Source organism: Pseudoalteromonas sp. J010 (assembly GCF_003934235.1).
Lineage (GTDB): Bacteria > Pseudomonadota > Gammaproteobacteria > Enterobacterales > Alteromonadaceae > Pseudoalteromonas > Pseudoalteromonas peptidolytica.
Genome location: NZ_RDBW01000005.1, coordinates 63,974 through 84,557 on the forward strand (window position 1 = coordinate 63,974; position 20,584 = coordinate 84,557).

Below are 20,584 nucleotides of genomic sequence, written 5' to 3' on the forward strand. Positions count from 1 at the left end.
ATCACTCCTACGCATTAATTACGTGTACATCGATCTCATTACTTTTATGAAATTCACCGATGGGACAATAAAGATCTGGCGCATGAATAGTGCCGAACTTCCCTTTAGCTGTAACGGTGCAACGACCACGGACGTAGTTGCAGTTTCGAAACAGATCGCATTTATAACACGATGTGCCTTTGAAAAATTTACGACTTGGAATGACTATCTCTTTCATTTTTTCAGAGATCCAAATATCCAGCAAACCACTTTCGTTTAAATCACCAAAGGTATTATGAGGTCCAGGTGGTATATGTTCACACTTAACACACAGTCCATTTGGCTGAACGGTGATCCCTTTTAAGCCTTCCATGCACCCTTTGGTTTCGGTCGCTTCTCGTAAATCGAAGTTAAATCCGAATTTTGCCTGCGTATACCTCTCTTTTAGGCTTTTTACTGTGACTTTTAGTTGTGCTTCTTGTTCGTCACTCAGCATAAAACTAGGCTCATGGCGACCACAGGTTTTCCCATATACATCAATCACAAACTCTCTCACTCCCATGGCATAGGTCTGAGAAATCAGCTGCTCAAGATTGTCTACATTAATCGCCGTCATGACTGGCCTTAGTACGACTTTAATACCATTTTCACAGCAAGCGTTGATGGTCACTAGCATGTCATCTAAAGCACCTTCAACACCAACTAGCTTCTCGACCTCCGCTTCGACTACTGAATCTAGACTGACATGAAGCTCTTCTAGGCCGGCTTTTACTAACCGTGCCATCATGTCACCTTCTACTCGCATTTTTGTAATGACTATTGGAATAATATTTTGATCTATCGTATGCCCTATGACTTCTGGCAAGTCTTGGCGCAGTAAGGGCTCTCCTCCGGTGAAGATCAAGCGATTGACACCTATCATTGCGGCTTCGTCAATTACTTGAGTAACGCGCTCGAAAGGAAAAGCAATATCACGAGCAAATCCATCCGCTACAAACTTGGCATCTTTATAGCAGTACTTACACTTACGGTTACAATCTTCCGTGACAACCCATACGATAGCTCCCGGTGCATCCTCGCGACGGTTAACGATGAGTGTATCGTCTCCTTCGAACAAAAAATCCTCAGGGTTATGAGAAAGTAATGAAGTGTCGGATAAAGGCGTGTCGGTAAAAAACAACGAAAATCGATTAAGAAGTGTTTCGACAATATCAACCGCTGCTTGCGGTTCAATACTCATGACCTCTGCTATTACTTGTGCAACTTTGCTTTTGTCGTTCTGTCCATCAAATAACACCATAATGAACGCTTGAATTGGATGTATTCTAATTTCGGCTTTTGACCCATTTGGTAACTCACGACAAAGAACAACTAACCCCTCTTCTTCGCGTGGCACAAATTGAATATCCTTTTTGAGCAATGGAACCATTGCAAACCCCTTATTATTGTTTTACACGGCGCGGTATTTTCCCTAACAATCACCAAGTGACGGTTGATAATCATTAAGATAACGGTGAACAACAGCACCAATCTATTGATAAAACTGATGCTGTATTGGGAGCGGATTGATGACATCAGTCGTCTAAGCACTCTCCCTGAAATAACTCAGTGCGGTCTTAACCCACTTTGTTACTTCATTTCTTGCGAGTTACCACCGCCACTGAAACTACAGCAGCTTGAGCAACCTTGTGTACGCATAATGCTTAAAGCATCTTTGCTTACTTGAACTTGTTTTAGTTTTGATAATTTCTTTAGTTTTTGAATACTCATTATTCTTCTCCGAATAGTATTTATCTCAATGCTAAGTACAGTCCCTATCCACCATTGAATTAACATGCCGACCAACATAGTGTGTGACGGCTTGTCGACACAAAGAGAGTAGCGGCGACTGGCTTAAGGATGCTTACTGAATATTTCTCGCTTCTTGTGAGTTACCACCTTCACTAAAGCTACAGCAGCTTGAACAGCCTTGAGTACGCATGATCTGCAGTACTTCTTTAGAAGCATTGATTTTTTGTTTTTGTGCAATTTCTTTAAGTTTGTTGATAGACATTTTTGTATTCCTTTAAATCTCACCCATCTTGTTTAAAACAATGCACGCTGGGTGATAAAACATGCACTGCTATTTGGAAAATCGATTTAGCTGTTAGGCGCCTCGGGCGAAGGCTCTGATGATTTACACTGACCAGACTCGGGACATTCACTACAGCCATTTTTAAACCACTTAATCTCATTCATTTTTTGCTGTTGAAGTATTTTGGGTTGAGATAGCGCTATTGATTTTAGTTTCTCGAATCGCTTCATATTCACACCCCAATAACAAGCGTTAATCTTTGTGATAATTTATGTTTCACAAACAAACTTATATCCCTTAGAATCATTAATGGAATAACTAAATCCTAATTTTTCAAAAACCGAAACGTACGACATTGTTTTATATGGTTTTATTTTTTAACTCTTACAAGAATGACAATTATGAAAAGAATAATCTTGTTAAAGGACGAGCATAAATTATGTATAGAGGAAGAATTAATAGAGCTAGAGCCGAAGGTTTTTGAAGTTTTAGAGTACTTATATAACAATCAAGATCGATACATTAGTATCAATGAGCTACATGATGAAGTATGGGCCGGGGTGCTTGTCAGTGACGCTGCTGTAAGGCGTTGCATTAGTAAACTTCGTCAAGCATTTAAGGACGACCCTAAACAACCACACTTTATCCAGCATGTATCAAAAAGAGGATATAAGCTGGTGTGTAATGCCAACACCTGTAAAACAACACAGTGCCCTTCACAAGGGCATGGCAATCACCAATGTTCACAGTGGCAAGCAAAAAAGTCGTCTCATCTGTCCCCCTATTTACTGTTGCTTGCATTACCCCTATTGGCGTTATTTATTCCACTTTCGCAACAAACCTCTATTTCAACTCAACCACTAGTACAAACAACCGTAGGCGCAGATCAGCTGTCATTTGCTGAGTCAACTTCGGGGCTTTCTGCCTATGCAGCAAAGCTTAATGGAGAACAGGATTATTCCATCATACTGAGCAATCAAGGCACAGGTACAGAAAGTGTCATCATGGAGAACGTTAATTGGCCTGATGCAATGGCATTTTCTCACTCTGGTGAGCGTTTATTTATCTCTGATGTTGTGAAAGGCAACTCGACTATCATCGAGTATAATATTCAAACTGGTCAAACGCGGCATATTATTGACCCTCAATTTCTTATTGCTGATATTTTCCTTGGACCAACTGAAGACACCTTATACTTTCTCGGCGCTTCACACGCACAAAGTGCGTTTCATCTTTATCAGTACAGCCATAAAACAGGCACGATTGAGGCGGTAATTAAAAATGCTGAATCCTATATTAACTTTTTCGCAGGCGCAGTTTCGACACAGCAAGATAAAATCGCGCTGCTTGTTTTCGATAGCTTAGCTGAGCACTCTTATATAGAAATATATGACCTTCGCAGTTTACAACGTATCGGGTTAGTGCCACATTCAAGTAAACTGATAGACCTTGACTGGCGAGACAACAACACCCTCTTAATCGCAACAGAGCAAGGCCTCATAGAGCACAACTTAGAGCAACAAATGCAAACCCATCTTGCCGATGATTTTGTGTACATGTTGAGTTATCAGCCTCAGAGCCAGCAGCTTCATATGCTGTCAGAGCTAAAAAAAGGGGCGTTCTTTTTGGAGCTAACACTACCTCTTAATAGTACTCCAAAACGTAAGCTGTATCACTTTGATAGCGACATTCAATCACTTATCAACATAAGTGATGACGGTAGCTTTATTGCCAAAATTCAACATCAAGATAATACACAAATAGTCAAGTTTCAAAGCTCAATGCCAAATAAGAAAGGTGTTTTATTGCAAAGCACAGATAAATTAACCGACCTGAGCCACGCTCGTAAAGCTCAAGCATTTGCAGTCAAACAAGATAAAACCATTATAAAAGTTGACTACACTCACTCCTCCCCGATAACTGAGTCTATCCGCCATACTGCGACCCCTCACAGCGTAGTGATCGCCAGTGATGGGAAAGCCGTTTATTTTACCGCTAAGTCAGACTCCCAGTGGCTGGTATATCGCTGGGAGCATAACGAGTTGACGCATCTCTTCAGTGGTTTTAAGTTTGTGCGAGAATTTGAGGGAAACTTATTGCTGGCGAATATAGAAGGTGAGCTATTTATCAAACCAAAAGATGCAAGTATTCTTCCTCTACATACTAGAGCAGTATTAGAATCCAATTCAGAAATACAGCTATATGAAGATCTGGTCATCTGGACTGAACATGATTTATCACGTGTTAGCTATCATCAACTCGATATATCAAAAACCGAACCAGAGCACAAAAAGTTTGAGCTACCGTACGACTCAAGCGCTACTAATTTTTACATAAGTAACAGAAACAATGCGTTAATCATCAAAAAAGGCGCTCAGACCCAAAGTAGTCAACTGATGGCTCAGGTAAAAGTTACAAAAAAGTTCACTCTTAATTATTTATTGGAAGCGTTAGAAATGTAGAGATGTGGTGGTAGCAAAAAACAAGGAAAAACAAATGAAAAAGCTAACTGCCATTTACATCATATCTCTGTTCTTTACCTCAATGACCCAAGCTAGTTCTCTTGGTATGAAACAAAGCGAGCAAGTACTACCAACACATAAGTACAACAGCACTCTACAATCTGGTATGTGCCTTGTGACACCATGGAAATGCAGTAATGACAAGTGATCTGAGTTTGGAATAACAAGGTGTAGTTACGTTGTTGTTATTCCGTCTCTATAAAGTAGATAACTCAAGCTTTGAACAATAAAGTTTCTCTCAATCCAATATTGTTCAAAGCAACTGCTTATTACGCTCGAGTTTCCAGCCAAGCTTTATATAACGCATTCTTTTTCAGTCCTAGGTATTCAGCCGCAACCCCACATGCTTTTTTAAGTGGCATTTCGGACTCAAGTAACGCAATCAACTTACTTGCCTCTGGAGTCAGAGCTTGCTCATCGCGCTCCTCACCAGGTAGCATCAATACCAGCTCACCTTTTTGCTTTTCTGGTGTGTCATGCAAAAAAGTGATGAGCTCTGTTACCGTACCACTAAAAAAAGTTTCATACGTTTTTGTTAATTCTTTTGCAAATACTACCTTTTGTGTTTCGCCAAGGGCTGCTTTCATATCTTCGAGGCTGGCCATAATCCTATGGGTGCTTTCATACATGATGCTGGTGATCCCTGACGTCACAACCTCTTTAAAAAACTGCTGACGCGCTTGGCTCTTTGCTGGAGTAAAGCCGACGAATTGAAATTTATCGGTTGCGAGCCCAGAGCAACTCACCGCAGCAATAGCTGCACATGCCCCAGGAACAGGGGTGACATTTGCCCCCGCGTCACGACATAAATTAACCACCGCATAGCCAGGATCGCTGATAAGGGGTGTGCCTGCATCTGAAACCAGCGCAATATCCTTGCCTTCATTAAGCCAATCCAAAATTTGCTGCGCTTTTTGCTTTTCATTATGATCATGTAGGGCAAAAGTTTTTGCTTTAATACTAAAGTGGCTTAATAATTTACCCGTATGACGAGTATCTTCAGCAGCGATTAAATCAACTTGACTTAATACTTTCAGTGCACGTTCACTGATGTCCTCTAAATTACCTATTGGTGTTGCAACAATATAGAGGGTGCCGATTTTATTTTCGTTGTGAAGATTAGCCATTGAGCTCTCCAATGTCAGTCAGTAAGATGTCCACTTAGTCGTGAAATAGAAGGTTTGCCAGTGCAGTTTAAAAAGATAGCGCTTTTAGTTGCCATATTGTCGGGGTTATCCGCCTGCAGTACAAGCACAAATGTCACCAAATTGCCTCAACAAAGCGAAACAGCAACCACCATCAATCAGACAGATGATAGTGCTGCCTCACTCTTTGCCAAAGCAAAAAGTAAATCTGGCATCACAAAAATTCAGCTACTGTACGTAGCCAGAGACGCTGCGATTGAAGAAAAAAACTGGCTCATGCTAGAGCAGATAAGCTTGGCAATGGGAAGCAAGGCCAGTGTCGATCACGTACAAAATAAATTATATGTAGCCTATGCTCGTAAAGAGCTGAAGCAATATGAAAGCGCCTTGGCTATATTGCATACATTAGAAGGAAGGTTAAATACACCTGAACACCAAGCATGGTATGAATATCTACTCGGTAGCATTTATGCTTCACAACAACTTCCTAAAAAAGCGCTCGTTGAATTTTTCAAAGCGGCAGACATTGCTCAACAAAACAACCTTAATGTCGCTGGGCTAGACGATGAGATTTGGCGAGCCCTGCAACAGCTATCTAGTTATGCACTAGAGCGATTTGATTCTGGAAGCGTATTGCAACGTGGCTGGGTCACATTGGCTAAATATCAGCAAATTTATCTCGGCTCTAGCATTGAATTAGACCAGGCTATGAATAACTGGCGCCGTCGCTTTGCTAACCATCCAGCCGCAGCCTTGCTACCAAAAGATCTACAGGGTGCAGTTGCACTAGAGCCTTACGATGTAAGAAAGCTTGCGGTACTCATTCCACAATCAGGAGCAAGCGAGCGCCTTGGTACCGCGCTTAAAAATGGTTTTTTAGCAGCAACGGATAGTAGCACCATTGAAGAAGTTTTTTTTATTGATGAAATGTCGTCAGAGCAAGATATTCTGGCACAACTGGCCAAAGCGAATGCGGACTTCGTTATAGGTCCGTTGCTGAAATCTAACGTCGAAAAACTGGTTGATAATCCTGATTTCTCTCTCTACCCAACACTCTTTTTGAACGCTCGAGAGAGCGTTACCCCGCGCACTAATGAGCAGTACTTTTTTGCGCTAAACCCTGAGCATGAAGTCGAGCAAGCGATGAAGCACTTTTTAGCTAAGGCATACAAAAAGCCAATGCTACTGGCACCAGCTAGTGCATCGGGCAAGCGTTTAATTGAGCACTTTGTTGAGGGCTGGAAGCACTATTCTGAAACTGCACCTGAGATTGGCTATTACACGAACAGCGAAGACATGGCTGAGGTGATCACCGACCTACTTGAAGTCGATGCCTCAAAAGCCCGTACCAACGTAATCAAAAACCTCTTTCGTAAGGAAGTAAAAAGTGAAACTCGCTCACGACGCGATATAGATGTGGTTTATATCTTAGGCGATGCGATGGAAACGCGCCTACTTAAGCCTTATTTAGATGTGAATGTAAGTACTTTTGCCAATAAAATTCCTCTGTACGCAAGTTCACGTAGTTACAGTAAACAAATTGATGTAACTGATAAAGGGGATTTAGAAGGGCTTTATTTTACTGAACAGCCTTGGATGCTACCAGGAGCGATAGATAGAAACGCCATTAGGGAGACATACCAAGCGCTTTGGCCTGAGCAAGCTGACTTGGAGCAACGCCTATTTGCCATGGCATATGATGCGACTAACCTTATATCAGAGCTGCGCCAACTTGCTTGGTTATCGGGTAAAAGCTTTGAGGGCCTGACCGGGCAGCTCAGCATCCGTGATAATGCCGACATTGTACGCAGCCTCAGCTGGGCACAATATCGCAACAAGCAGATCCGTTTAGTTAGCTTGGATGAGCAACCCCCACTGCCATTGTTTATGCAAAAAGAGGAAGCACAGAGCACCTCACTAATAAGATAGGATTTTGTATGTTTAAGGGACTATTTAATAACACACGGAATAAAGGCGAACACTTTGAGTTAATTGCGGAACAATACTTGGTAAAGCAGGGACTAACACCTGTAACGAGAAACTTTCATTGCAAGTATGGTGAAATTGACCTCATTATGAGAGAAGCGCAAGTGTTGGTGTTCGTCGAAGTTAAATACCGTGACAGTAAAAATTTTGGTGGTGCAATTAATGCACTTTCCAAAACTAAGCTTCAAAGATTAAAGCGTAGTATTTATAATTACTTGGCACAACACAATTTGCATAACACACAGCTGAGAGTCGACTTTGTTGCAATTCAAGGGGTAGCTCCTTCTGAAATAAACTGGATTAAGAATATTTTTTAGCATGCAAGAATCTATTAAGTCTATATTTACAGAATCAATTCAAGCGCAGATTGCCGCTGGGGAAGTGCTACCTAAGGCCCTGGAGATGGCAGCAATGACAATGGCGCAAAGCCTTATTAATGGCAATAAGATAATCTGCTGCGGCGCGCCAAGCAATCATATGCTAGCGCATCATTTGGCAACAATACTTAGTAACTTTTATGAAACAGAGCGCCCTTGCCTACCAGCACTCGCACTGACCAATGAACAGTATAACTTAGCAACACCCGAAAATGGCAAAGCGCGAGAGCGCTTTGCCAAACAAGTACGTGCTTTTGCACAACCAGGTGACTTACTTGTCGCATATGCCATTAATGGACAAGAAAAAGCAGTAATTGGCGCGGTTGAAGCCGCATTAACTCGAGATATGAAAGTGATAGCATTAGTCGGGGATGACGGCGGAGAATTAACAGGCCTACTTGGCCCTCAGGATGTAGAAATCCGGATACCCAGTAAGCGACCTAGCCGGATCGTTGAGTCACAACTATTTAATACTCACTGTCTCAGTGAATTAATTGATGCCATTTTATTCCCTCAGGATGAAGTATGATGATGAGAATAGCTTCCTTACTTGCCGCGGTATTACTCTTGCAGGGCTGTGCCGCTGCTGTGGTAGCAGGTACTGCTGGCGCAGTATCCGCTGCCAATGACAGACGCACGATTGGTGCGCAAATTGACGACAATAATATCGAGATTAAAGGCACATTGGCGATTAAAGAGGTTAAACGTCTTGCCGATCATGCCAATATCACACTCGTTAGTGTCAATGGTGTTGTACTGATGATTGGTCAAGTAGCCAATCAAGAAATGAAAACTGAAGCCGAACGTGCATTACACAATATCGCGGGGGTCAAGCAAGTCCATAACCAGCTTAGAATAAGCACCAATATAGGCATCACCACAAAAACCCATGACACTTGGTTAACTTCTAAGGTAAAAACCAAACTATTGGCGGCTGATGAGGTCAATGGTGCAAATATTAAGGTGGTTACTGAAAACTCAGAAGTATTTTTGATGGGTTTAGTATCAAAGCAAGAAGCCAACTCAGCTGTTGAGATAGCTCGTCACATTAATGGCGTCAAACGGGTGGTTAAGGCCTTTGAATATATTTAACCTGAGCTTCGGATAATTAATGCCTTTCTAGCAGTTAATTTTAGCGCTAACTGCGTTGAATTCACTTCCAATAGCTCGCTATTGGTACGTAAATTTGCCTTGTTATCCCCAAAACTCTCTGGCTAGAGAAGCGAATAGTTTAATGTGGTCTTAAAAGCAATGAGTTAGCTCATTCCTTATCTAAATCTCAGGTTATTTAACCTGAGATTTAGATATTAGTCTTAATACTTGCTCTACTTGAAAGAGTGACCAATAACCACATGGTAAAGAGCATAAAATGCTGACATAAAAAAACCTGCATTCGCAGGTTTTTTTATTTTATTACTCTAAGATGCGAGCCTTTCTTCTTTTCTGGCTCAGGTTTAGCGTCAAGCTCTGGTGAGACTTCAGTCTCTTCTACCAACTCTAACGCTTCATCTTCAAAGACTTCTTCTTCAGGCGTGAATACGGTGCCTTCACCATTTTCCCGTGCATAGATAGCCAATACAGCACCATTAGGCACATACACCTGCATAGGCTGTCCGCTAAAGCGCGCATTAAAGCTGATTGCATGGTTATCCATGGAAAAGTTCGTTACCGCCGACGGATTCACATTCAACACAATTTGCCCCTCTTGAACAAATTGTGCAGGAACCTGTACCGAGGGATAGTCTGCATTGACCACTAAATGTGGCGTACATTCGTTATCTACTATCCACTCGTAAAAAGCGCGGAGCAAGTAAGGACGATTAGACGTCATTACGATCTTATCTCACGCTCAGCATCCGTTAGTGATGCTTGGAATGAATCACGCTCGAATAAACGTAACATGTACTCTTTAAGCTCTTTGCTTCCAGCGCCATTTAGTTCAATACCAAGTTGTGGTAAACGCCATAACAGTGGTGCTAAGTAGCAATCTACAAGACTAAATTCTTCACTCATAAAGTAAGGCGCTTCAGTGAAGATAGCCGCAACAGCGAGTAAAGCTTCAGTTAACTCTTTGCGAGCTTGAGCAGCATCGTCACCACCGTCACTAATCTTTTCAGCTAGTGAGTACCAATCAGTTTCAATACGATGCATCATTAGACGACTACGACCACGCATTACCGGATATACAGGCATCAGCGGAGGGTGCGGGAAGCGCTCATCTAGATATTCCATAATGATATTTGCTTGATACAAACCAAGCTCACGATCGATTAGCGTAGGTACAGTACCATACGGATTAATCTCATGTAACGCTTCCGGTAAGTTGTCCTTTTCAGCCTGATGAATATCAACACTTACACCTTTCTCAGCAAGTACGATACGTACTTGGTGACTGTACATACAGTTTGACCCAGAAAAAAGTGTCATTACAGGGCGCTTATTGGCAGCAACGGCCATGCCTACCTCCATTAAAAAACTAAAAGTAATTAAATCACTTTAAACAGCAAAAGGGGCGAACGCCCCTATTGCAAAAACTACCTTTGAATATTCAAATTAATGAACATCTCTCCAGTATTCTTTCTTCAAGAAGAATGCCAAAATGAAGAAGATAACCAAGAAGCCAATTACTTTGATACCTAGCGCTTCTGACTGTAGGCGAGATGGCTCACCAACATACGCTAAGAAGTTTGTAATATCTCGAGCTGCTTGATCGTATTCATCAACACTCATCTCACCAGTACCATCAGTCTCTACGCCAACCACTTTAGTTACTGTCTGACCATTTTCTTCCACTTCTTCAGTGATAGGTGTTGGTAAACCCTGTAACTCTTGTAATACGTGAGGCATCCCCACCAGTGGGAAAACAACATTGTTTACACCAAATGGGCGAGAATCATCTTTGTAGAATGACTTCAAGTAAGTATAGATATAGTCCGGTGACTTAACGCGAGAGATAAGCGTTAAGTCTGGAGGAGGAGCACCAAACCACTTAGCGGCGTCATCCTGATCCATTGCGTTCAATATGTGGCTACCCACTTTTGAACCATCAAAGATAAGGGTTTCTTTACCAATTTCGGTTGGAATACCAATATCTCTGAAAGTACGCTCATAACGCTGATACTGCATTTGGTGACAGCCTAAGCAGTAGTTCATAAATAGCTTAGCGCCACGCTGCAAAGATGCGTTATCAGTTAAATCATTATTTGCTTCCATCAGCGGTACTGACGGGCCAGCTGCCATCGATAGTGTTGGCAACAATGCGAATAAACCGATTACTAGCTTTTTCATCATTTCGTCAACCTCGTTGGTAGTGGCTTCGTTGTTTCATTCTTCGAGTACACGAATAGTAAAACGAAGAACATGAAATACGTCACAGTACAGATCTGCGACAAAATTGTCGAGAACGTTGTCTGCGGTGTTGCACCTGCCCAACCTAGGATTAAGAAGGTAACAACAAACTGTGCGATGTTCACTTTATGGAAACCACAGCGGTAGCGAATTGAGCGAACTGAACCACGGTCAATCCACGGTAGCAACGCTAACACTACGATCGATGCACCCATCGCCGCTACTCCTAATAATTTATCAGGAATTGCACGTAGAATCGCATAGAATGGTGTGAAGTACCATACTGGGAAAATATGCTCAGGTGTCTTAAGCGGGTTCGCAGCTTCAAAGTTTGGCGCTTCAAGGAAGAAACCTTTCATCTCTGGAGCAAAGAATACAACAGCACAGAACAAAATTAAGAAACCAGCAACACCCAGCACATCTTTTACTGTGTAGTAAGGGTGGAACGGAATTGCATCCACAATATCTTTCTTACTTGTGTAGTACTCGTGGAACTTGAACTTAGGCTTGTCTTCTTCAGCTACTGAACCTTTCTTGCGCTTGATCTCAACGCCATCAGGGTTGTTAGAGCCAACTTCATGCAATGCTACAATATGCAAAAATACTAAGATAACCAATACCAGAGGAAGTGCGATTACATGTAATGCAAAGAAACGGTTTAGTGTCGCACCTGAAATTACGTAGTCACCACGGATCCACTGTGTTAAATCTTCACCAATTACTGGGATAGCACCGAATAGTGAAATAATTACCTGAGCCCCCCAGAATGACATCTGACCCCATGGTAATAAGTAACCCATGAAAGCTTCAGCCATTAGTGCAAGGAAAATAAACATACCAAACAACCACAGTAGTTCACGTGGCTTTTGGTAGGAACCGTAAATCATGCCTCGGAACATGTGGAGATAAACCACCACAAAGAAAGCGGATGCACCGGTAGAATGTAAGTAACGCAATAACCAACCGTATTCAACATCGCGCATGATGTATTCAACAGACGCGAACGCACCTTCGGCTGAAGGTACGTAGCTCATGGTTAGCCAGATACCAGTAACAATCTGGTTTACTAGTACTAGAATGGCAAGCGAGCCAAATAAGTACCAAAAGTTAAAGTTTTTTGGTGCTGGGTACTGTGCGATGTGCATATTCCAGACGCGAGTCATAGGAATACGATCGTCAATCCAATCAACAACTTTACCAACAACACCCGTATTTGCAGCTTTATCTACTTGACCAGACATTATGCAACCCCTTCTTCTTCACCTACCAAAATGGTAGTGTCGTCAATAAAGGTATACGGAGGGATTTCTAAGTTTAGAGGTGCAGGTACGTTTTGGAATACGCGCCCTGCCATATCAAATCTTGAACCATGACATGGACAGAAGAAGCCACTATCAGTACCTTCAACTAACTCACCAAAACTACCATTTAAGAAGGTTGGTGAACATCCCAAGTGAGTACAAATCCCAACCGCAACGAAGATTTCAGGTCGCTTAGAACGATACCCGTTCTGAGCTGATGCCAACTGTTGTGGCTCTTCTGAGTTAGGATCACGAAGATTACCTTCGTGTTGCTTCATTTGTTCTAGCATTTTTGGTGTACGATTAACAATCCAAACTGGTTTGCCTCGCCACTCAACACGAATAAGTTGTCCAGACTCAAGCTTGCTGATATCTACTTCTACAGGCGCACCTGCAGATTTAGCTCGCTCACTTGGATTCCAGGACGCAATAAAAGGAACAGCAGCTCCAACCGCACCAACGCCACCTACAACAGAGGTAGCGATAGTTAAAAAGCGACGTCGGCTGTTGTCTACAGGCGCATTGCTCATCCACTTATCTCCACTTGATTCCCAACACTTGCTATATTGAGAACATCAGTTACAGCAGGTTAATTTAAGAAATTACAAAATAGACGCGATCATAAATAAATACCTTGATTAAAACAAGGTTATTCCAGATCCATGCCCGAATAAACCGGAAGAAAGTCATCTATGATTACTTCGAGCATGGAACCGCGTATTTATAATATCGCATCTGACACAACAATATACTGACTAAGATCAACCCCCGACTAAGGATACGCACCAAATCGCATGACTGGATCTCAGGTCTTTCTACTTGCTCCGCCAATTGTAGCAAAAAAAACCGTCAAGTTACCGTTCGATTTGCACTAATTATTATATTTATTGAACTTTTTTAATCTGACACGATATTTTTAGGCAAAATTAAGCGGAATTTTGTAACAGTGCTCACTTTGATGTGAGTATTGAGAGCATAGAAAACAAAAAACCCAGCATAAGCTGGGTTTTTGAATTCTTGAAACGTAATAAATTAACGCTTTGAGAACTGTGTCTTCTTACGTGCTTTCTTAAGACCAACTTTCTTACGCTCAACTTTACGAGCATCACGAGTAACAAAGCCAGCTTTACGTAGAGTTGGACGTAGAGACTCGTCAAACTCCATTAGTGCACGTGTGATACCGTGACGGATAGCACCCGCTTGACCAGTTGTACCACCACCTGCAACAGTGATGTATAAGTCAAACTTTTCTGTCATTTCAACTAACTCTAGAGGCTGACGAACAACCATGCGAGAAGTTTCACGACCGAAGAACTCTTCTAAAGAGCGCTTATTGATTACGATGTTGCCAGTGCCTGGGCGTAGGAATACGCGAGCACTTGAACTTTTACGACGACCTGTACCGTAGTATTGATTTGCCATGATAGTGCTCCTTAAATGTCTAGAACCTGAGGCTGCTGTGCAGCGTGGTTGTGCTCGTTACCAGCGTAAACTTTAAGTTTACGGAACATTTCACGACCTAGAGGACCGCGAGGTAACATGCCTTTAACCGCTTTCTCGATGATCATTTCAGGCTTTTTAGCTTGAAGTTTCTCAAAGTTGATAGACTTAAGGCCACCTGGGTAACCAGAGTGAGCATAGTACATTTTGTCCTGAGTTTTGTTACCAGTTACAGTAACTTTCTCAGCGTTGATTACGATGATGTAGTCACCAGTATCAACATGTGGAGTGTACTCAGCTTTATGCTTACCGCGAAGGCGACGAGCGATTTCAGTAGCGATGCGACCTAAAGTTTTACCTTCAGCGTCAACTACGTACCAGTCACGTTTTACAGTTTCTGGTTTAGCAACAAACGTTTTCATTATAAAAATCCAAAGTTTTCAATTTTAAAACCACAGGCAGTCCTTGGACTACCGCTCTACTTGTATTTGCTTTAACCCCTTCGAGTTGAAGACTTTTTTGCCGCTCAAGTCAGTGGCTAAGCCGACGAGGGCAATAGAACGCAACGTGGCAGGCCGCGGATTATAGCAAGCCTTCTGGGTGAAAACCAGCGCTTGATGTTTTTTTCTACAAGAAAATCTCAAGAATTTTGAAAAAAATCAAAAAGACGAAAAATCCGTCAGTGCGACGTTGCGGGTATGCTGCAAGCTGCGTTTACAGTGCCTTTCAACTGACACCCCACACAGCGCTGCAACATAAAAAAATGCACACCTTAAGCTAAGTGTTCTCTCGCAAGGTACTCATGCGACTGCATCTCTTGCAATCGACTAACACAGCGTTTGAATTCAAATGTGAGTGTACCCTCGCTGTATAACTCTGTGATCGGTGCAGCAGCAGAGATGATAAGCGTCACATTGCGCTCATAAAACTCATCGACTAAAGCAATAAAACGCCGCGCTGCATCATCGTTTTGCTGCCCCATTTGCTTCACATTAGACAAAATCACTGTGTTGTATAAGCGGCTGATTTCCATATAGTCAACTTGGGAGCGCGCCGTTTCGCAGAGTGCCGAAAAGTCAAACATCACGATACAATCTGAGACCATACGAGTTTGGATCATTCRCCCTTCAATTTCTATCGCTTGGTTTTCTTGGCCCGGTTCAGGTGATAATTTACTGAAATACTCGAATAAATTTTTATCTGCTTGCGCATCTAACGGGCTGTGGAATATTTCAGCTTGCTCCAAAGTACGCAATCGATAATCAATACCAGAATCTACGTTAACGACTTCAGTGTTTGCCTTTACCAAAGCAATTGCAGGTAAGAATCGTGCTCGTTGCAGTCCATTTCGATATAACTCATCAGGAATGATATTCGAAGTCGCAACCAATACAATGCCTCGCTCGAACAAGGCTTCCATCAAACCACCTAACAACATAGCGTCTGTTATATCTTGAACAAAAAACTCATCGAAACAGATTATGTCAGTTTCTGCTTTAAAAGTATCAGCGATACTTTCAAGTGGGTTTTTAACATCTTTGAGCTTTTTTAACTCGTTGTGTACACGATGCATAAAACGGTGGAAATGCACGCGCATTTTACGCTCTGTTGGCAATGCGTCATAAAAAGTATCGACAAGGTATGTTTTGCCTCGCCCAACGCCTCCCCAAAAATACAAGCCCTTCACTTTTGGTTGCTCAGCTTTGCCAAACAGGCGCGAGAAGAAACTCTGCTTGACCACTGGCTGATTGATAAGATCATCGTATAAGCGCTGTAAATGCCTTACCGCATTTTCCTGTGCACTGTCATATTGAAAATCATCACGTTGTAGATCTTGCTGATATTTTTCCCAAGGCGTCATCGACTTAAATATTTTTTACGATTTGTTTGTGGGTTATATTAACACGACTGCATTCACAGCGTATATTTAACTCTATCAGAGTTTTTATTTTTATTTGCCTTAGGGCATACAGGGAGAAACCTATGACTACCGTTACTTGGCTTGGATTACTGATCATTGTTGCCGTGGCTGCATTTTTTCTTGGTGGTTTTGTCACTAAGAAACAGTTCAAGCATGACGAGTTAGAAGTGCAAGCACAGCAAGCAAAACATGACTTGGAGCAATATCGACAGGATGTTTCTGACCACTTAGCTAGCACTAAAAAGCTAGTGAACAGAATGCAAGACAGTTACCAACAACTGCTAACTCATGTTGAAGAGACCAATCAGCTACTAACGCAAGAACGCCCTTCTCATCCTGCTGATCCATTTTTCTCAAAGGAAACTACTGAGCAATTACAAGCTTCTCTTCAAGCTCGTCCAGAAAGACGACGTAAGCAAGATCCGAGCTTTGAAGTACCTCCTAGTGACTACGCAGAGGGCGAAACTGGGTTATTTTCTGGTCAAAAAAAAGAAAGTGAGCAAATTAAAGCCTCTTGATGAAACTTTTTGTAGACCCCATAGTCTTTAAAAGAAGTTATTGATTCTAGGGGCTAGTTAGCAGCCCCTTACGAACTATATAAACGCTAATAGCGGAGTACTTCACGACTATGAAATTTAATTTATCTTTGTTATCGGCCGCTTTACTTTCTTCAAGCCTGTTGTTATTACCACAACAGAGCGTGGCCAAACTTCCTGTTGCCGTTGATGGTCAACAATTACCGACACTTGCACCTATGTTGGAAAAGGTCGCGCCGGGTGTTGTTAGTATTCAAGTAAAAGGTGCAAAAGAGGTGCGCCGCCGTGTTGACCCATTTGACTTTTTCTTCGGTCAACCCCAACCTCGCAGCCAAAAGCGACCTTTCAGTGGATTAGGTTCGGGTGTCATCATTGACGCAAATAAAGGATACGTGGTTACTAATAACCATGTAATTGATGATGCCGACGAAATGCTGGTAACTTTAAAAGATGGCAGAGAATTTGAAGCAAAGCTCATTGGTAGCGATGCAGAATCTGATATCGCGTTGTTGCAGATCGATGGTGAAGACCTTACAGAAGTTAAGTTGGCGGACTCAGACAGATTAAGAGTGGGCGACTTTTCGGTAGCAATAGGTAATCCATTTGGCTTAAGCCACACAGTAACCTCAGGTATCATCAGCGCACTTGGCCGAAGTGGCTTGAATATAGAAGGCTATGAAGACTTTATTCAAACCGACGCTGCTATCAACCAAGGTAACTCTGGGGGAGCGCTTGTTAACCTCAATGGCGAGCTAATTGGTATTAATACCGCTATTCTTGGCGCATCCGGTGGGAACGTAGGTATTGGCTTTGCTATCCCATCAAATATGATGAAAAGCCTAGTCGATCAAATCATTGAATACGGCGAAGTGCGTCGCGGCTCTTTAGGGATCCATGGTCGTACTCTTGATGCAGGTCTTGCTAAAGCACAAGGTTTTGATGTTAAGCGCGGTGCTTACGTAATGCGCGTTGTTGAAGATTCAGCTGCAGATAAAGCAGGACTAAAAGCCAATGATGTAATTGTCAGCCTCAATGGTGATGAAGTCGAAAGCATGGCAGAGCTTGCTAGCAAGGTTGCCACTTTAGGTGAAGGCCGAGAAGTCAGGCTGGGCGTTTATCGAGATGGCAGAACCAAATTTATTGACGTAGAACTTGGCGGCAAACAAGAAGAGCAAGCCAATGCTGAAGATGTGCATCCAAACCTTCGTGGTGCCGTGCTTGAAAGTGGCGAGCGTGATGGTAATGCAGGAGTCGTAATTACTTCAGTTGAACCTCGCTCTCCTGCGGCTCGCGTCGGTCTCGAGGAAGGTGATGTGATCATGCAAGTGAACCGCAAGCGTGTCACCAGTGTCAAAGAGATGTCCAAACTAATTGATGGGATCAGAGGCAATATTGTACTTGGGATCAAACGCGGCCGTGAAACCGTATTCTACCTAATTCAGTAACACGTTGACCCAATATTAAAAAATGAAACACAGCGAAGCTTGTCGCTGTGTTTTTTTTTGTGTCATTATTAGTAGTATTAGATAACGATAAATATAAACACGCGTGTTCAAATTAATTAAATTCATTTTTCCACCTCTACTAGCTGGACTTGGGATAGCGTTCATCATCATTTGGTTTAACCCTGAACTCAGGGCAAATCTACCAACACTCGAAGCGCCCCGTATTAAATCTCAGCATATGAGCTTTGCCGATGCTGTTGAAAAAACAGCTCCTGCTGTGGTAACGATTTTTTCTGAGGGGTTTAGTACGCAGCCAAGGTATCAACGCCAAAGCACGGTTCGAGAGCTCGGCTCAGGTGTTATCATGAGTCGTGACGGCTATATTCTCACTAACTACCACGTAGTGAATAATGCCGATCAGATAATTGTATTGCTTCCAGATGGCCGCCAATACAGTGATACTCAACTTATTGGTTTTGACACCATTACGGATTTAGCGCTACTAAAAATTCCTGGTGAAAACCTTCCCGTTATTCCAATCGACCCGAGCTATCAACCGCGGGTCGGGGATGTCGTGCTTGCCATTGGTAACCCGCTCAATATAGGACAAACGATTACACAAGGGATTATTAGTGCGACCGGCAAACAAACGCTGACAGAGAGCCAGTTTAATAGTTTGCTGCAAATGGATGCTGCCATCAATGTTGGTAATTCAGGAGGAGCGGTTGTCAACTCAAACGGCGCACTTGTTGGGATCACCTCAGCGCAGTTTCGTACCCGCCTCAATATTGATATTCAAGGCATATCTTTTGCGATCCCTTATGATCTCGCCATGGATGTAATGCATAAACTCATCATGGACGGTAGAGTTATCCGGGGTTATCTAGGGTTTAGAGGTACACCTGTTGATAGCACAGGAAAAAGCGTCACCGACCTTTACACACCAATCATCGGCCTAGCCGTCAGTGAATTAGATCCATTGGGACCTGCGTGGCAAGCTGGTATGAAAGAGCATGATATTGTGGTGAAAGTCGGTGGGGAGTCTGTCACTAACCCACAAAGAACGTTGAAGCGAATAGGTAACACAGCCCCAGGCACAGAGCTCGAGTTTGAAGTGTTAAGAGCAGGTCAGCGCCTTACTATTACAGTTGAAGTCGCAGAGCTAGAAACGGGACTATATTGACCTGAACTCAGGTTATATTAAGCAAAAAGCGTCCAAATGGACGCTTTTACTCAGACTATTAAGTTCAAGTTTTACGGCGCTTTATATTAGCCCCTAACCGACTCAATTTATCTTCTATCTTTTGATACCCTCTATCAACATGATAGATACGGTCAACAATGGTCTCACCTGTAGCGACGATCCCTGTGAGGATCAAACTTGCTGATGCACGTAAGTCCGTTGCCATTACTTGTGCACCAGACAAAGAGGCAGTATCGCCACAAATCGCTGTATTCCCTTCTAAGCGAATATTCGCTCCCATGCGCTGCAATTCTGGCACATGCATAAAGCGATTTTCAAAGATGGTTTCTGTAATTGTTGCGCTCCCTTCTGCTACTACGTTTAGTGCAGTAAACTGAGCTTGCATGTCTGTTGGAAACCCTGGATGTGGCATAGTTTTAATATTTACCGCTTTCAACGCGCGCTGACGCATGTCCACATAGATACTGTCGTCATTTACTTCAACGATAGCATTGGCGGCTCGAAGCTTTTCAAGAACGGGTTCAAGACTATGATAGTCCGTGTTTTTACAAAGCACCTCACCCTTTGCCATTGCCGCTGCAACGAGGAAAGTCCCCGTTTCAATGCGATCAGGAAGGATCTTATGCTCACACCCGCTGAGATGTTCCACACCTTCGACTTCAATTCGGCTAGAACCTGCACCACTTATCTTTGCTCCCATAGCAACCAAGCACTGGGCTAAGTTGATGATTTCAGGTTCTCTGGCAGCATTTTCTAATACGGTTTTACCATCAGCAAGTGTGGCAGCCATCAGCAAGTTTTCGGTCGCACCAACACTGACCGTTTCCATGAAGATCTCTGCACCACGCAATCGCCCTTCTGTCGTTGCATGAATATAACCATTCTCAACTTTGATGGTTGCACCCATTTTCTCTAGGCCTGAAATATGTAGATCAACAGGACGAGCACCAATAGCACAACCACCGGGTAACGATACCTGTGCATTACCAAATCTAGCCACCAAAGGACCGAGCGCCAATACCGATGCGCGCATCTGCTTCACCAGATCATAAGGAGCAAGCACATTGTTTACCGTCGCGCCGTTGATTTCAAGCGTGTCGCCATCCCACTCCACTTCGGCACCTAGAGTCTTTAGTAATGCTTCTGTCGTACCGATATCACGTAAGTGCGGTACATTAGAAAAACGGCTTTTACCTTCGCCTAATAGCGCAGCAAATAGGATAGGAAGGGCTGCATTTTTAGCCCCAGAAATAGTGACTTCACCGGCAAGAGTGGTGCCACCTTGGATAACAAACTGATCCATTGC

At 42.8% G+C, this 20,584-nt stretch carries 23 protein-coding genes; 9 read left to right on the forward strand and 14 right to left on the reverse strand.

Features of this window, described 5'->3' with window-relative positions:
* Positions 1-7: 7 nt before the first annotated feature.
* The 4 genes from EAG18_RS04205 to EAG18_RS22310 all read right to left on the reverse strand — a co-directional run bounded on the left by EAG18_RS04205 (position 8) and on the right by EAG18_RS22310 (position 2,283).
* A complete protein-coding gene (locus EAG18_RS04205; protein ID WP_125251151.1) occupies positions 8-1,408 on the reverse strand; it encodes a radical SAM protein in 1,401 nt (466 codons plus the stop codon).
* A 200-nt stretch (positions 1,409-1,608) separates the two neighbouring features.
* Complete coding sequence (locus EAG18_RS22120) at positions 1,609-1,749, reverse strand: hypothetical protein (protein ID WP_167508218.1); 141 nt, start codon at positions 1,747-1,749, stop codon at positions 1,609-1,611.
* 133 nt (positions 1,750-1,882) lie between these two features.
* Positions 1,883-2,032, reverse strand: a complete 150-nt coding sequence (locus EAG18_RS22125; RefSeq protein ID WP_167508219.1) for a hypothetical protein — start codon at positions 2,030-2,032, stop codon at positions 1,883-1,885.
* A gap of 86 nt (positions 2,033-2,118) precedes the next feature.
* Positions 2,119-2,283 carry a hypothetical protein gene (locus EAG18_RS22310; RefSeq protein ID WP_275557227.1) on the reverse strand — a complete coding sequence of 55 codons (165 nt, stop codon included), beginning with the start codon at positions 2,281-2,283 and terminating at the stop codon, positions 2,119-2,121.
* A gap of 171 nt (positions 2,284-2,454) precedes the next feature.
* Here EAG18_RS22310 and EAG18_RS04210 point away from each other — a divergent pair, with 171 nt between their 5' ends.
* Together EAG18_RS04210 and EAG18_RS22130 are read left to right on the forward strand one after the other, a co-directional pair.
* The gene (locus EAG18_RS04210; protein ID WP_185745552.1) at positions 2,455-4,515 is read left to right on the forward strand and encodes a winged helix-turn-helix domain-containing protein; all 2,061 of its coding nucleotides are present in this window, start codon (positions 2,455-2,457) and stop codon (positions 4,513-4,515) included.
* Between the two features lie 34 nt (positions 4,516-4,549).
* On the forward strand, positions 4,550-4,723 hold the full coding sequence (locus EAG18_RS22130; RefSeq protein ID WP_167508221.1) for a hypothetical protein: 174 nt from the start codon (positions 4,550-4,552) through the stop codon (positions 4,721-4,723).
* Positions 4,724-4,844: 121 nt separating this feature from the next.
* Here the strand turns inward: EAG18_RS22130 and rsmI are convergent, their stop codons facing one another.
* Positions 4,845-5,702: a 16S rRNA (cytidine(1402)-2'-O)-methyltransferase gene (rsmI, locus tag EAG18_RS04215; RefSeq protein WP_125251153.1), complete on the reverse strand. Its 858-nt coding sequence runs from the start codon at positions 5,700-5,702 to the stop codon at positions 4,845-4,847.
* Positions 5,703-5,762: 60 nt separating this feature from the next.
* On the opposite strand from rsmI, the gene EAG18_RS04220 reads away from it, so the two are divergent.
* From EAG18_RS04220 to dolP, 4 genes are read left to right on the forward strand one after another with little or no spacing between them, the layout of a single operon-like run.
* Entirely contained in the window at positions 5,763-7,649 is a 1,887-nt protein-coding gene (locus tag EAG18_RS04220) for a penicillin-binding protein activator (RefSeq protein ID WP_125251154.1), read from the forward strand.
* Positions 7,650-7,657: 8 nt separating this feature from the next.
* The gene (locus EAG18_RS04225) at positions 7,658-8,023 is read left to right on the forward strand and encodes a YraN family protein (protein ID WP_125251155.1); all 366 of its coding nucleotides are present in this window, start codon (positions 7,658-7,660) and stop codon (positions 8,021-8,023) included.
* Position 8,024: 1 nt separating this feature from the next.
* Entirely contained in the window at positions 8,025-8,612 is a 588-nt protein-coding gene (locus tag EAG18_RS04230; protein WP_125251156.1) for an SIS domain-containing protein, read from the forward strand.
* Positions 8,609-9,175 carry a division/outer membrane stress-associated lipid-binding lipoprotein gene (gene dolP / locus EAG18_RS04235; protein WP_125251157.1) on the forward strand — a complete coding sequence of 189 codons (567 nt, stop codon included), beginning with the start codon at positions 8,609-8,611 and terminating at the stop codon, positions 9,173-9,175. Before EAG18_RS04230 ends, dolP begins: the two co-directional genes overlap by 4 nt.
* A 313-nt stretch (positions 9,176-9,488) precedes the next feature.
* On the opposite strand, the gene EAG18_RS04240 is transcribed toward dolP, so the two are convergent.
* The 8 genes from EAG18_RS04240 to zapE form a co-directional block, all read right to left on the reverse strand.
* Entirely contained in the window at positions 9,489-9,914 is a 426-nt protein-coding gene (locus tag EAG18_RS04240) for a ClpXP protease specificity-enhancing factor (protein ID WP_125251158.1), read from the reverse strand.
* A complete protein-coding gene (sspA, locus tag EAG18_RS04245; RefSeq protein ID WP_125251159.1) occupies positions 9,914-10,540 on the reverse strand; it encodes a stringent starvation protein SspA in 627 nt (208 codons plus the stop codon). Before sspA ends, EAG18_RS04240 begins: the two co-directional genes overlap by 1 nt.
* 96 nt (positions 10,541-10,636) lie before the next feature.
* Positions 10,637-11,374, reverse strand: a complete 738-nt coding sequence (locus tag EAG18_RS04250) for a cytochrome c1 (protein WP_125251160.1) — start codon at positions 11,372-11,374, stop codon at positions 10,637-10,639.
* Positions 11,371-12,672 carry a cytochrome bc complex cytochrome b subunit gene (locus EAG18_RS04255; protein WP_125251161.1) on the reverse strand — a complete coding sequence of 434 codons (1,302 nt, stop codon included), beginning with the start codon at positions 12,670-12,672 and terminating at the stop codon, positions 11,371-11,373. Before EAG18_RS04255 ends, EAG18_RS04250 begins: the two co-directional genes overlap by 4 nt.
* The gene (gene petA, locus EAG18_RS04260) at positions 12,672-13,262 is read right to left on the reverse strand and encodes a ubiquinol-cytochrome c reductase iron-sulfur subunit (protein WP_125251162.1); all 591 of its coding nucleotides are present in this window, start codon (positions 13,260-13,262) and stop codon (positions 12,672-12,674) included. Before petA ends, EAG18_RS04255 begins: the two co-directional genes overlap by 1 nt.
* 502 nt (positions 13,263-13,764) lie before the next feature.
* Positions 13,765-14,157 (reverse strand): 30S ribosomal protein S9, encoded by a 393-nt coding sequence (rpsI, locus tag EAG18_RS04265; protein ID WP_161568695.1) that lies wholly within the window; start codon positions 14,155-14,157, stop codon positions 13,765-13,767.
* Positions 14,158-14,165: 8 nt separating this feature from the next.
* Positions 14,166-14,594 carry a 50S ribosomal protein L13 gene (rplM, locus tag EAG18_RS04270; protein WP_010376694.1) on the reverse strand — a complete coding sequence of 143 codons (429 nt, stop codon included), beginning with the start codon at positions 14,592-14,594 and terminating at the stop codon, positions 14,166-14,168.
* A 350-nt stretch (positions 14,595-14,944) separates the two neighbouring features.
* Positions 14,945-16,033: a cell division protein ZapE gene (zapE, locus tag EAG18_RS04275; protein ID WP_125251163.1), complete on the reverse strand. Its 1,089-nt coding sequence runs from the start codon at positions 16,031-16,033 to the stop codon at positions 14,945-14,947.
* Positions 16,034-16,155: 122 nt separating this feature from the next.
* Between zapE and EAG18_RS04280 the strand changes: the two genes are divergently transcribed.
* The 3 genes from EAG18_RS04280 (at position 16,156) to EAG18_RS04290 (ending at position 19,257) form a co-directional block, all read left to right on the forward strand.
* Positions 16,156-16,611: a YhcB family protein gene (locus EAG18_RS04280; protein WP_125251164.1), complete on the forward strand. Its 456-nt coding sequence runs from the start codon at positions 16,156-16,158 to the stop codon at positions 16,609-16,611.
* 110 nt (positions 16,612-16,721) lie between these two features.
* Positions 16,722-18,074 (forward strand): DegQ family serine endoprotease, encoded by a 1,353-nt coding sequence (locus EAG18_RS04285; protein WP_125251165.1) that lies wholly within the window; start codon positions 16,722-16,724, stop codon positions 18,072-18,074.
* A 103-nt stretch (positions 18,075-18,177) separates the two neighbouring features.
* Positions 18,178-19,257, forward strand: coding sequence for a trypsin-like peptidase domain-containing protein (locus tag EAG18_RS04290; protein WP_125251166.1), 1,080 nt, complete (start codon positions 18,178-18,180; stop codon positions 19,255-19,257).
* Positions 19,258-19,321: 64 nt separating this feature from the next.
* Here EAG18_RS04290 and murA read toward each other — a convergent pair whose 3' ends face one another.
* Positions 19,322-20,581 carry a UDP-N-acetylglucosamine 1-carboxyvinyltransferase gene (gene murA, locus EAG18_RS04295; protein WP_125251167.1) on the reverse strand — a complete coding sequence of 420 codons (1,260 nt, stop codon included), beginning with the start codon at positions 20,579-20,581 and terminating at the stop codon, positions 19,322-19,324.
* Positions 20,582-20,584: the final 3 nt, after the last annotated feature.

Coding starts and splice junctions, on each gene's coding strand:
- EAG18_RS04205 (WP_125251151.1), bottom strand. CDS start 1,408: ATGGTTCCATTGCTCAAAAAGGATATTCAATTTGTGCCACGCGAAGAA.
- EAG18_RS22120 (WP_167508218.1), bottom strand. CDS start 1,749: ATGAGTATTCAAAAACTAAAGAAATTATCAAAACTAAAACAAGTTCAA.
- EAG18_RS22125 (WP_167508219.1), bottom strand. CDS start 2,032: ATGTCTATCAACAAACTTAAAGAAATTGCACAAAAACAAAAAATCAAT.
- EAG18_RS22310 (WP_275557227.1), bottom strand. CDS start 2,283: ATGAAGCGATTCGAGAAACTAAAATCAATAGCGCTATCTCAACCCAAA.
- EAG18_RS04210 (WP_185745552.1), top strand. CDS start 2,455: ATGAAAAGAATAATCTTGTTAAAGGACGAGCATAAATTATGTATAGAG.
- EAG18_RS22130 (WP_167508221.1), top strand. CDS start 4,550: ATGAAAAAGCTAACTGCCATTTACATCATATCTCTGTTCTTTACCTCA.
- rsmI (WP_125251153.1), bottom strand. CDS start 5,702: ATGGCTAATCTTCACAACGAAAATAAAATCGGCACCCTCTATATTGTT.
- EAG18_RS04225 (WP_125251155.1), top strand. CDS start 7,658: ATGTTTAAGGGACTATTTAATAACACACGGAATAAAGGCGAACACTTT.
- EAG18_RS04230 (WP_125251156.1), top strand. CDS start 8,025: ATGCAAGAATCTATTAAGTCTATATTTACAGAATCAATTCAAGCGCAG.
- dolP (WP_125251157.1), top strand. CDS start 8,609: ATGATGATGAGAATAGCTTCCTTACTTGCCGCGGTATTACTCTTGCAG.
- EAG18_RS04240 (WP_125251158.1), bottom strand. CDS start 9,914: ATGACGTCTAATCGTCCTTACTTGCTCCGCGCTTTTTACGAGTGGATA.
- sspA (WP_125251159.1), bottom strand. CDS start 10,540: ATGGCCGTTGCTGCCAATAAGCGCCCTGTAATGACACTTTTTTCTGGG.
- EAG18_RS04250 (WP_125251160.1), bottom strand. CDS start 11,374: ATGATGAAAAAGCTAGTAATCGGTTTATTCGCATTGTTGCCAACACTA.
- EAG18_RS04255 (WP_125251161.1), bottom strand. CDS start 12,672: ATGTCTGGTCAAGTAGATAAAGCTGCAAATACGGGTGTTGTTGGTAAA.
- petA (WP_125251162.1), bottom strand. CDS start 13,262: ATGAGCAATGCGCCTGTAGACAACAGCCGACGTCGCTTTTTAACTATC.
- rplM (WP_010376694.1), bottom strand. CDS start 14,594: ATGAAAACGTTTGTTGCTAAACCAGAAACTGTAAAACGTGACTGGTAC.
- EAG18_RS04280 (WP_125251164.1), top strand. CDS start 16,156: ATGACTACCGTTACTTGGCTTGGATTACTGATCATTGTTGCCGTGGCT.
- EAG18_RS04285 (WP_125251165.1), top strand. CDS start 16,722: ATGAAATTTAATTTATCTTTGTTATCGGCCGCTTTACTTTCTTCAAGC.
- murA (WP_125251167.1), bottom strand. CDS start 20,581: ATGGATCAGTTTGTTATCCAAGGTGGCACCACTCTTGCCGGTGAAGTC.